The sequence below is a fragment of the Rugamonas sp. GW822-FHT03B10 genome, from assembly GCF_058801745.1.
In genome coordinates, this window is the sequence record NZ_JBXANP010000040.1 from 1 (window position 1) to 10,410 (window position 10,410).

Sequence of the window (10,410 nt, forward strand, 5' to 3'; positions counted from 1 at the left end):
CTGTCATTTTCAGAAGACGACTGCACCATTCAACTGGGTATGAAGCTTGTTGTGCATATGGCTTTTGACAGCCAGATATCAGAACTCCTCTGCACGAAACTCGTCTATGCTCAATACTCGTGTGCACCAAAGCGAGGTGAGCATGGGGACCGATACCGCACCGATTACCGAGCACGGCGTGGCTACCCTGCCAGAACAGGCATGGGAGCGTGCGCGTCGTCGCGCGGAGATCATTGGGCCGTTGGCGCAGTCGGAGACGGTCGGGCATGAAGCGGCCGACGTGGCAGCCCAAGCATTGGGTCTGTCCCGGCGGCAGGTCTACGTCCTGATCCGCCGCGCCCGGCAAGGTTCGGGACTGGTCACTGACTTTGCGCTTGGGCAGTCGAGCGGAGGCAAAGGTAAAAGCCGCTTGCCGGAGTCGGTCGAACGAATCATCCGCGAGCTAATGCAAAAGCGCTTCCTGACCAAGCAGAAGCGTAGCTTGGCGGCGTTCCACCGCGAAATTGCGCGGGAGTGCAAGCTGCAAAAGCTGCGGGTGCCGACGCGCAACACGGTGGCGTTGCGGATCGCCAGCCTTGATCCACTCAAGACCACTCGCCTTCGAGAAGGTCAGGATGCGTCCCGCGCCCTGCAAGGTGTTGGTGGTGTTCCGCCGCCTGTCTCCGCACCGCTGGAGCAGGTGCAGATCGACCACACAGTCATCGACCTGATCGTGGTGGACGAGCGCGACCGGCAACCGATTGGCCGACCATATCTGACCATCGCCATCGACGTGTTTACCCGCTGCGTTCTCGGCATGGTCGTCACGCTGGAAGCGCCGTCATCCGTTTCGGTTGGTCTGTGCCTCGCGCATGTTGCTTGCGACAAGCGTCCCTGGCTGGAAGGACTGAATGTGGAAATGGACTGGCCGATGAGTGGCAAGCCCAGGCTGCTCTACCTGGACAACGCGGCCGAGTTCAAGAGCGAGGCCCTGCGCCGTGGCTGTGAGCAGCATGGCATCCAGTTGGACTATCGTCCGCCTGGGCAGCCGCACTACGGCGGCATCGTGGAACGGATCATCGGCACGGCGATGCAGATGATCCACGACGAACTGCCGGGGACAACCTTCTCGAATCCCGGCCAGCGCGGGGACTACGATTCTGAAAACAAGGCAGCTCTGACATTGCGCGAGCTGGAGCGCTGGCTCACATTGGCGGTCGGCACCTATCACGGCTCCGTGCACAACGGCCTGCTCCAACCGCCGGCCACGCGTTGGGCTGAGGCCGTGGCGCGTGTCGGTGTACCGGCCGTCGTCACCCGCGCCACGGCTTTTCTGGTCGATTTTCTGCCAATCATCCGCCGCACGCTGACCCGCACCGGCTTCGTCATCGACCACATTCACTACTACGCCGATGCGCTCAAGCCGTGGATAGCTCGGCGCGACCGCTTGTCTACGTTCCTGATCCGGCGCGATCCGCGCGACATCAGCCGTATCTGGGTGCTGGAACCGGAGGGGCAGCATTACTTGGAAATCCCCTACCGTACCTTGTCGCACCCGGCTGTCACCCTCTGGGAACAACGGCAGGCGCTGACGAAATTGCGGCAGCAGGGACGCGAACAGGTGGATGAGTCGGCGCTGTTCCGCATGATCGGACAGATGCGCGAGATCGTGACCACCGCACAGAAGGCCACGCGCAAGGCGCGGCGCGACGCGGATCGACGCCAGCACCTCAAGGCATCTCCTCCGCCGGACAAGCCGATTCCGCCGAAAACGGACGTTGCTGATCCGCAGGCAGACAAGCTGCCACCGGCCAAACCGTTCGACCAGATTGAGGAGTGGTAGCAGTGGACGAATATCCCATCATCGACTTGTCACACCTGCTGCCGGCGGCGCAGGGCTTGGCCCGTCTTCCGGCGGACGAACGCATCCATCGCCTTCGCGCCGACCGCTGGATCGGCTATCCGCGTGCAGTCGAGGCGCTGAACCGGCTGGAAACCTTGTATGCGTGGCCGAACAAGCAGCGCATGCCCAACCTGCTGCTGGTCGGCCCGACCAACAACGGCAAGTCGATGATCGTCGAGAAGTTCCGGCGCACGCATCCGCCCAGTTCCGATGCCGACCAGGAGCACATCCCGGTGCTGGTCGTGCAGATGCCGTCCGAGCCGTCGGTGATCCGCTTCTACGTCGCGCTGCTCGCGGCGATGGGTGCGCCATTGCGGCCGCGCCCACGGCTGCCGGAAATGGAGCAATTGGCGCTGGCCTTGCTGCGCAAGGTCGGTGTGCACATGTTGGTGATCGACGAACTGCACAACGTCCTGGCCGGCAACAGCATCAACCGCCGAGAATTCCTCAATCTGTTGCGTTTCCTCGGCAACGAACTGCGCATCCCGCTGGTCGGCGTCGGCACACGCGATGCCTACTTGGCGATCCGCTCGGACGACCAGTTGGAAAACCGCTTCGAGCCGATGATGCTGCCGGTGTGGGAGGCCAACGACGATTGCTGCTCACTGCTGGCCAGCTTCGCGGCTTCGCTCCCGCTGCGGCGACCCTCGTCGATTGCCACGCTGGACATGGCCCGCTACCTGCTCACACGCAGCGAGGGCACCATCGGCGAACTGGCGCACTTGCTGATGGCGGCGGCCATCGTCGCCGTGGAGAGCGGCGAGGAAGCGATCAACCATCGCACGCTGAGCATGGCCGATTACACCGGTCCCAGCGAGCGGCGGCGGCAATTCGAGCGGGAACTGATGTGAAGCCAGCGCCACGCTGGCCACTGCATCCGGCCCCCAGAGAAGGCGAAGCCTTGTCTTCGTGGCTCAACCGCGTGGCCCTTTGCTATCACATGGAGGTGTCCGAGCTGCTGGAGCACGATCTTGGTCACGCTCAGGTTGATGACCTGGATACCGCGCCACCACTGGCGCTGTTGGCGATGCTCTCCCAGCGGAGCGGCATCGAGCCGGACCGGCTGCGTTGCATGAGTTTCGCCGGCTGGGTGCCTTGGCTACTGGACAGCCTTGATGATCAGATTCCAGACGCATTGGAAACCTATGCGTTCCAGCTCTCGGTGCTGCTGCCGAAACTCTGCCGTAGGACGCGATCCATCACGAGCTGGCGTGCCTGGCTGCCCAGCCAGCCGCTACATCGCGCCTGTCCGCTCTGTCTGAATGACCCGGCAAACCAAGCCGTACTGCTTGCATGGAAGCTGCCCCTGATGCTGAGCTGCCCGCTGCATGGCTGCTGCCTGGAATCCTATTGGGGCGTGCCTGGACGGTTTCTCGGCTGGGAGAACGCCGACACTGCGTCGTGCACCGCCAGCGACGCGATTGCAGTCATGGACCGGCGTACCTGGCAGGCACTGACGACCGGCTATGTGGAACTGCCGCGCCGACGCATCCATGCTGGATTGTGGTTTCGACTGCTACGCACGCTGCTCGATGAGCTGAACACCCCGCTTTCGGCGTGCGGAACCTACGCGGGGTATCTCCGCCAAGTCTGGCAAGGCTGCGGGCATCCGCTGCGTGCTGGGCAAAGTCTGTGGCGACCGTATGAAACCCTGAACCCGGCAGTACGGTTGCAGATGCTGGAGGCGGCGGCAACGGCAATCAGCTTGATCGAGGTGAGGGATATAAGCCCGCCAGGCGAGCATGCAAAGCTGTTCTGGTCCGAGCCCCAAACCGGGTTCACCAGTGGTCTGCCGGCGAAAGCGCCGAAGCCCGAACCCGTCAATCACTGGCAACGGGCGGTCCAAGCTATCAGTGAGGCGATCATTGAAGCGCGGCACGACCCCGAGACGGCGCGCTCGCTGTTCGCGTTGGCTTCCTATGGTCGGCGCGATCCCGCTTCCCTGGAACAGTTGCGCGCCACCTTTGCAAAGGAAGGCATCCCCCCGGAATTTCTGTCACATTACAAGCCTGCTGGACCCTTTGCATGTCTTAGACAGAATGACGGGTTAAGTGACAAATTTTGACGGCCAGAATTTTCCGGTTCACACTGTCACATAATCGAACGTATATGTGACAGGTGAAACATGCTGATTGGCTACATGCGGGTATCGAAGGCGGATGGTTCCCAAGCTACCGACTTGCAGCGCGACGCGCTGATTGCTAACGGCGTCGATCCGGCCCATCTCTATGAGGATCAGGCGTCCGGCAAGCGCGAGGACCGACCCGGCCTGGTGTCTTGCCTGAAAGCGCTGCGGCCCGGCGACACGCTGGTGGTGTGGAAACTGGATCGCCTCGGGCGCGACCTGCGCCACCTGATCAACACCGTGCACGACATGACCGGCCGTGGCATCGGTCTGAAAGTGTTGACTGGGCACGGTGCAGCCATTGACACCACGACGGCCGCCGGCAAGTTGGTCTTTGGCATCTTCGCCGCGCTGGCCGAGTTCGAGCGCGAACTGATTGCCGAGCGCACGATTGCAGGATTGGCTTCGGCGAGGGCGCGCGGTAGGAAGGGCGGCCGGCCCTTCAAGATGACTGCCGCCAAGTTGCGGCTGGCGATGGCCGCTATGGGGCAGCCCGAAACCAAGGTCGGCGATCTATGTCAGGAACTGGGCATCACACGGCAGACCTTGTATCGGCACATTTCGCCGAAGGGCGAGTTGCGCCTTGATGGCGAGAAACTGCTCAGTCAAGTTTGATGGCAGGACAGCGGTTACTGTAGACGAATCGTGACGACTGGTTGAGTCAGTATGTCCTACCTGTTATCACTTGAACGCCAATAACAGAACGCCTCCGGCGACCATCGAAATGCCGGACCACTCCCTCAGTGACGGGCGTTCGCCCAAAAAGGCGAAAGCAAATACCGCCACCAGGACAAGACTGAGTTTATCCACTGGCGCAACCTTGGATGCATCGCCAATCTTGAGTGCGCGGAAGTAGCAGACCCACGATGCCCCTGTTGCCAAGCCGGACAGCCCGAGGAAAAGCCATGTCTTGGGTGATAACTCCAAGGGGTTGGCCCATTTCCCCGTGTAGGCAACAAACGCCGACAGGACGACGATGATGATGGCCGTGCGGATCAAGGTGGCCAGATCGGAATCAACTCCCTGAATGCCAACCTTGGCAAAAATAGCCGTCAGTGCCGCAAAGATGGCGGACAGCAAAGCCCAATAAAACCGCCCCGCCGAATTGACCATTTAGCCTGCCTCCACGTTTCTCAAACCGCTACCGCATGGGAACGATAACGGCAACATTTAAGCCAGTTTGCTTCTCTTGATCTGAGAAGTCGAGGCGGATTTCAGCACCGATGCGATTGGCAATCGTCTGGACAATGGATAGTCCCAGACCCGAGCCGATCTGCTCGCTCCCCAGCGTGCGGTAGAAGGGATCAAACACTCGATCCCGTTCAGCCAACGGAATGCCAGGCCCACTGTCCTGAATACGTAGTACGACCTTCCCTTCCGAAACACCCACAGAAAGATCAACACGCCCTCCCTCTGGCGTGTAGCGGATGGCGTTATCGACCAGGTTCTTGACCACAGCGATCATGTCCAGCTCGCTTGCCCACACTTCGGCGTCCAGCGTGCCTTCGACACCGATGTCGATGTACTTGGCCTCGGCCAGCGGCATGAGGTCTTCCAGCACGCGGCGGTAGATGCTCTGGACAGATACAGGCGACTTCGGCAGGTCGGTGGCTGACTGCGCCTTGGCCAAGGTCAAGAGTTGATCGAGCAGGCTGCGGCTGCGCTCGATCCCTTGGCGCAAAACCGTCAGCCGTTCGCGCGCCACGCTGGACATTTCCGCTTCCGCGAGCCGTTCTGCTTGCAGCGACATGGCTGTCAGCGGCGAACGTAGCTCGTGCGCGGCATCCGCCACAAAGCGGCGCTGAGATTCCATCGACTGGCCGACACGAGCGAGCAGGCGATTGATCGCCACGGCAAACGGACGTACCTCGACCGGAAGGTGGCGGTCTTCGACGGGATGCAGTTCCTGCTCTGCCCGCTGGTCTATTTCCTTGGACAGCGCCGCGATGGGCTGGAACATCTTGCGCACCAGGTCAGCAACGATCAACAGCAGCACCGGCACGAGAATCAAGAAAGGCATCACCGTGCGCAGTGCCCCGTCGCGGGCAATTTCATTGCGGAAGCCGGACTCCTGAGCCACAGCAATGCGTTCGCCGCTCGCCGTGGTCTTGACCAGCACGCGAAACGTCTCGCCACCAACTTCCAGCGTGTGCAATCCATCCGCCAAGGTCGCCGGGAGCGGGAGCACGCCTCCTGCGTCCACGCCTACCGTAGAGGGACTGACCTCACCCAAGCGCTGGACGATCACGCGCGACTCTTCATCGACATCCTTGAGACGGATATCGGTGGTTGGCACGGCAGGCAACAAGCGCTGGCGATCCATGAGCTGCGCCACCTGGCGCAGCACATCGTCCTGTAGTTCGTGGGCTTCATCGAAGGCGGACAGGAACGAGAATACGCCCGCCACAACGGCCACCACGAGGATGGCCAGCGACAAGGTGAAGGACAGCTTGAGCTGAACCGATTCGTTCAAGCGCCTTTTGAGACCATCCATCCGACCCCCCTGACGTTCTTGATGACCTCGCCACCCAGCTTGCGCCGCAGTGCGTGGATCAGATATTCGACGGCATTGCTTTCGACCTCTTCCCCCCAACCATAGATGCGATCCTCCAGTTCGCTGCGCGAAAGGATGGCACCAGGCCGAACCAGCAGGGCTTGCAGTAGCGAGAACTCGCGGTTGGACAGTTGCACTTGGGGGCCATCATTGGCACAAGCCTCTTTGGTGGCCGGGTCGAGCGTCACCACGCCGTTGCTGAGCACGGGAGCTGCCGTGCCACCTTTGCGCCTCAGGACGGCGCGCATCCGGGCCAGTAGTTCCGCCATCTGAAAGGGCTTGGACACATAGTCGTCGGCCCCGCCATCCAGGCCGCGCAGGCGATCATCCAGACCATCGCGAGCCGTGATGATGAGCAGGGGAATCGGGTTGTCCTTGGCTCGGATGCTGGCCAGCACCTCCAGCCCATCCTTGCCGGGCAGACCGAGGTCGAGTAGCACTAGGTCGTAATGCTGGCAGCCCAGCGTGGTGAGCGCCGTCTGCCCGTCCTTCACCCAGTCGGCGGCGTAGGACGCATCCTTCAATGCGCCCTGGATCGCGTCACCGATCATGGGATCGTCTTCAACCAGCAATACCCGCATTCCCCCTCCGTTCAATCGTTGTTCAATATGCCGTCCTGGCTGCTCTCTGCCTGAACAGCAGGATCGCAGTCAGCATGAAGGCCAACAGTGCGGCCGATGCTGAATAGCGGCTCAACGCCAGACCACCCGCGCTCAGTGGCTTGTCCAGAAAATCCCCGACCACGGCACCCAGCGGGCGCGTCAGGATGAACGCCGCCCAGAACAGCAGCGTGCGGGACACGCTCGTCCAGTAGTAGGCTGCCACGACCAGCGCGAGCAGCCCGCCGAACACGACGGCCGCACCCGTGTATCCCAGACCCGCCGTATCAGCCGTCCAGTCGCCCCACGCGGTGCCCAGCGTCTGGGAGAACATGATCGTCAGCCAGTAGAAGGCTTCTGCCTTGGGCGAGCTGACCGTGCTGACCGACACGGAGCCGAGGGTGCGATGCCAGATGAAGAGCGAGCCGAGCAGCAAGGCCAGCAGCAAGCTCGAACCGCCAGCGTACCCGATTCCCAGTGATCGATCCGCAAAATCGGCCAACGTCGTGCCGACCGTGGTTGTGGCGATGATGGTCGTCCAGTACAGGAAGGGATGAAATCCTTTGGCTTTGACCTGCGCGACTACGGCAGCCAGGAAGATCGCCGCGAAGATGGCCGTGCCGACCAGGTAGCCCAGATTCATGGACATCGAGACGGCATCGCCGCCGGTTTCGCCGAGCGTCGTGGCAGCAATCTTGATGAGCCAGAAGCCCAGCGTGACTTCGGGCACTTTGGCCAGCGCCTGTTCAGTGGATGTTTTCATGGGGCACGCTCACAGGTCAGGCTTTGCCTTCGAGCGTGTCGAAGGCTTTCAGCAGGGCGGCCATTGCTGCCTTGCAGTCAGCTTGGCTCGGCGTGTCGGCACGGAGCGCCGCAAGCGACTTGTCGATGGCTTTGTCGAGCACATGCCAGTCATCGGCTGCCCGTGGTTTCAGGCCAGCCTCGGCCGAGTCCCATGCGACTTCCAGGTCCTTGATGCGGGCCTTGGCAGCGGGCAGGTCGCCCTTATCCACGATGGTGACCACGTCGGCGGCGATGTTGCGGAAGGCCGACAGGTCGCCCAGCTTGGAGGCAGTTTTGCCTTGCGAGGCCGAGACAGTCTGGGCCGGTGTCGTTGATGTTGTGCTTGCGTTGTTCTGATCGGCAGATTTGGAACAACCAGCTGCGAGTGCCAAGAGCACGGCGGCCGAAATGGCGGCAACCGGGCGAGCGATTGAGTGCTGCATGAACATGTTTTTCTCCTTGTGTAGAGCGAAAAGAGTTATTCGACGAGCTGGGCCGAGCGGCGTCCATTCATGGCGATCTGCGCGACGGCCACCAGCATGACGATCACCGTGAGGAACAAGGCGCTTGTCCACATGGCACCCATGCCAAGACCACCATAAGTCTTAGCCTGTGTCAGCAAGTCGCCGAGTGCGGCCCCGAAGGGGCGGGTCAGGATGTAGGCAATCCAGAAGGTCAGAACGGCGTTGCCGCCCATGCGCCAGGCCGCGTAGGTGGCGCCGATCAGCGCACCGAATGCCACTGCACCCCAGGTAAAGCCCAGGCCCAATGCCTCGGTCGCCAGATCGCCCGCAGCAGTGCCCAGCGCAAACGTGCAGAGGATGGCGGCCCAATAGAACAGCTCCCGGTTTCGCGTCACGATGTCGTGGATGGACAAGGTGCGCTCGACCCGATACCAGACAAAAAAGATCGCGGCGAGCGCCACGGCGAACGCCGAGGTGCTGATGTACAGGCTGACGCCAAGGCCATCAGTCAGCAGATCGGTGATCTGGGTGCCGACCACGCTGACCAGTACCACCGTCAGCCAGTAAATCCAAGGGGTATAGCGGCGGGTACGCAACTGCATGAACAACGCGGCTGCCAGTAGAGTCGCCATGACGGTTCGAGTCACGCCTTGGCCCAAACCTGCGTTGACCGCCAGGAAATCGGCTCCCGTCTCGCCCACCGTGGTGGACATGATCTTGATGATCCAGAACGACAGCGCGACTTCCGGGACTTTATTGAGCCAGCCTGTGGCGCTGCTCGTGGGCAATTTGTTCATAGAGTTCTCCTACCGGGGTGAAATGGTTTGCCAGCAGTTTGAACAGGCTGACTTAGCCCGCCCATAGGCTCACTCGCGCACCCATCCAAGCGCGATCAAACCGCCGAAAAGCCGGCGATGGATTCCGGTGGCAAGTTGGTAACTTGGCACCAGATACCAGCGTGCTTCACGCAACGTCAGCCAGGCACAGATCGCAGCGACCGCGCCGGCTCCGAGCATGTCGAATGGGAAGTGCACTCCAAGGTAGATGCGCGCCCAGGCAATGGGGACGCCCAACAAAGCCAAAGCCACGCCTGCAATTCGTGGGCCTCGTTGCAGCGCGAGGCTGAAGGCGACCGCCCACCACAGCGTCAAGTGATCGCTTGGGAAAGACGAATCGGCAACATGAGCGATGAGGGTGTGACCCAGGCCGATCATGAAAGGCCGGGGATGAATCCAAGCCAGGCCGATGATCTGGTTGATGAGCAGGCCCAGCAATCCCGATGCGCTAGCAACGAGCATCGTCTTGCGGGTAGGCTCGCCGCCGCGAAGCCAGCCGATGCCGATCAGGAGTGGAACAGCCCAGATGAGCTGTTCGGCCAAGAAAATGACCAACGTCAGAGCTAAAGCACTGGGATGCTCCGGCGCGTTGAGCCAGAGAAATAATGTACGGTTGAGTGATTCCATGAGGTCTCCGTGCCGGATCGCCTCCGAGGGAAACGATCCGGCCATACTGTCGGGAGTCAGTCCCGCTTGTCGTGGTCGTCATCGTGATCCGCCTTGTCCTCGGCAGACGAGATGACCGTGCCCTTGTCGGCATCGACCCGGACATCGAAGACCTTGGCCCCACTGACGACCTCCACGTCATAGACCCAACCTTGCTTCGAGTTCTCGTACTCGGCGCGTGACGCCTTGCCATTGGCGTGCTGCTCGGCGACGGTGACTGCTTGTGTGAGGGGAATCTTGGCCTTGCTGATTGCCAGGGCGTCGTTTTCCATACCGCCATTGGCGGCGTAGGCGACCGCGCCGGTTGCAGCGATGGCGACGGCCAGAAGGGAAAGTTTGGTGTAGCGGTACATGATGCTTCTCCAGAAGAGTGCAGGGATTTGCACAGTGGAGAAGGTACGCAGGCAGACTTAGCTCGCACTGAGCCGGGAAGTTTTCGCTCTCGCCGATGTAGTGTTATCGACTCCTGATAATTGGTGCAGTCGTCTTCTGAAAATGACA

General features: G+C 61.4%; 12 protein-coding genes. 4 read left to right on the forward strand and 8 right to left on the reverse strand.

Going from position 1 to position 10,410, the window contains the following annotated elements; all coding sequences use genetic code 11:
• Positions 1-106 precede the first annotated feature (106 nt).
• Genes AC1RQG_RS27500 through AC1RQG_RS27515 form a run of 4 tightly spaced genes read left to right on the forward strand, consistent with a single transcriptional unit; the run spans position 107 to position 4,622 of the window.
• Positions 107-1,822, forward strand: coding sequence for a TnsB C-terminal domain-containing protein (locus AC1RQG_RS27500; protein WP_126221091.1), 1,716 nt, complete (start codon positions 107-109; stop codon positions 1,820-1,822).
• 2 nt (positions 1,823-1,824) lie between these two features.
• Positions 1,825-2,733: a TniB family NTP-binding protein gene (locus tag AC1RQG_RS27505; protein ID WP_126221090.1), complete on the forward strand. Its 909-nt coding sequence runs from the start codon at positions 1,825-1,827 to the stop codon at positions 2,731-2,733.
• Positions 2,730-3,947, forward strand: coding sequence for a TniQ family protein (locus tag AC1RQG_RS27510; RefSeq protein ID WP_126221089.1), 1,218 nt, complete (start codon positions 2,730-2,732; stop codon positions 3,945-3,947). The genes AC1RQG_RS27505 and AC1RQG_RS27510 overlap by 4 nt, the downstream gene beginning before the upstream one ends.
• Positions 3,948-4,007: 60 nt before the next feature.
• Positions 4,008-4,622 (forward strand): recombinase family protein, encoded by a 615-nt coding sequence (locus AC1RQG_RS27515; protein WP_011875630.1) that lies wholly within the window; start codon positions 4,008-4,010, stop codon positions 4,620-4,622.
• Positions 4,623-4,688: 66 nt separating this feature from the next.
• Here the strand turns inward: AC1RQG_RS27515 and AC1RQG_RS27520 are convergent, their stop codons facing one another.
• The 8 genes from AC1RQG_RS27520 to AC1RQG_RS27555 all read right to left on the reverse strand — a co-directional run bounded on the left by AC1RQG_RS27520 (position 4,689) and on the right by AC1RQG_RS27555 (position 10,262).
• Positions 4,689-5,120 (reverse strand): EamA family transporter, encoded by a 432-nt coding sequence (locus AC1RQG_RS27520; protein WP_493136551.1) that lies wholly within the window; start codon positions 5,118-5,120, stop codon positions 4,689-4,691.
• 28 nt (positions 5,121-5,148) lie between these two features.
• On the reverse strand, positions 5,149-6,501 hold the full coding sequence (locus AC1RQG_RS27525) for an ATP-binding protein (protein WP_126221087.1): 1,353 nt from the start codon (positions 6,499-6,501) through the stop codon (positions 5,149-5,151).
• A complete protein-coding gene (locus tag AC1RQG_RS27530) occupies positions 6,477-7,142 on the reverse strand; it encodes a response regulator transcription factor (protein WP_011875626.1) in 666 nt (221 codons plus the stop codon). The genes AC1RQG_RS27525 and AC1RQG_RS27530 overlap by 25 nt, the downstream gene beginning before the upstream one ends.
• Positions 7,143-7,164: 22 nt before the next feature.
• Complete coding sequence (locus AC1RQG_RS27535) at positions 7,165-7,923, reverse strand: COG4705 family protein (RefSeq protein ID WP_126221086.1); 759 nt, start codon at positions 7,921-7,923, stop codon at positions 7,165-7,167.
• A gap of 16 nt (positions 7,924-7,939) precedes the next feature.
• Entirely contained in the window at positions 7,940-8,392 is a 453-nt protein-coding gene (locus AC1RQG_RS27540) for a hypothetical protein (RefSeq protein ID WP_126221085.1), read from the reverse strand.
• 29 nt (positions 8,393-8,421) lie between these two features.
• Positions 8,422-9,204 carry a COG4705 family protein gene (locus tag AC1RQG_RS27545; RefSeq protein ID WP_150979842.1) on the reverse strand — a complete coding sequence of 261 codons (783 nt, stop codon included), beginning with the start codon at positions 9,202-9,204 and terminating at the stop codon, positions 8,422-8,424.
• A 69-nt stretch (positions 9,205-9,273) separates the two neighbouring features.
• Positions 9,274-9,870, reverse strand: a complete 597-nt coding sequence (locus AC1RQG_RS27550; protein ID WP_126221083.1) for an undecaprenyl-diphosphatase — start codon at positions 9,868-9,870, stop codon at positions 9,274-9,276.
• 56 nt (positions 9,871-9,926) lie between these two features.
• A complete protein-coding gene (locus tag AC1RQG_RS27555) occupies positions 9,927-10,262 on the reverse strand; it encodes a PepSY domain-containing protein (RefSeq protein WP_005797945.1) in 336 nt (111 codons plus the stop codon).
• Positions 10,263-10,410 lie beyond the last annotated feature (148 nt).

Bases quoted from the DNA above. Each gene is read 5' to 3' on its own strand.
- AC1RQG_RS27555 (WP_005797945.1), bottom strand. From the start codon at position 10,262: ATGTACCGCTACACCAAACTTTCCCTTCTGGCCGTCGCCATCGCTGCA.
- AC1RQG_RS27500 (WP_126221091.1), top strand. From the start codon at position 107: ATGCTCAATACTCGTGTGCACCAAAGCGAGGTGAGCATGGGGACCGAT.
- AC1RQG_RS27540 (WP_126221085.1), bottom strand. From the start codon at position 8,392: ATGTTCATGCAGCACTCAATCGCTCGCCCGGTTGCCGCCATTTCGGCC.
- AC1RQG_RS27550 (WP_126221083.1), bottom strand. From the start codon at position 9,870: ATGGAATCACTCAACCGTACATTATTTCTCTGGCTCAACGCGCCGGAG.
- AC1RQG_RS27525 (WP_126221087.1), bottom strand. From the start codon at position 6,501: ATGGATGGTCTCAAAAGGCGCTTGAACGAATCGGTTCAGCTCAAGCTG.
- AC1RQG_RS27535 (WP_126221086.1), bottom strand. From the start codon at position 7,923: ATGAAAACATCCACTGAACAGGCGCTGGCCAAAGTGCCCGAAGTCACG.
- AC1RQG_RS27520 (WP_493136551.1), bottom strand. From the start codon at position 5,120: ATGGTCAATTCGGCGGGGCGGTTTTATTGGGCTTTGCTGTCCGCCATC.
- AC1RQG_RS27545 (WP_150979842.1), bottom strand. From the start codon at position 9,204: ATGAACAAATTGCCCACGAGCAGCGCCACAGGCTGGCTCAATAAAGTC.
- AC1RQG_RS27530 (WP_011875626.1), bottom strand. From the start codon at position 7,142: ATGCGGGTATTGCTGGTTGAAGACGATCCCATGATCGGTGACGCGATC.
- AC1RQG_RS27515 (WP_011875630.1), top strand. From the start codon at position 4,008: ATGCTGATTGGCTACATGCGGGTATCGAAGGCGGATGGTTCCCAAGCT.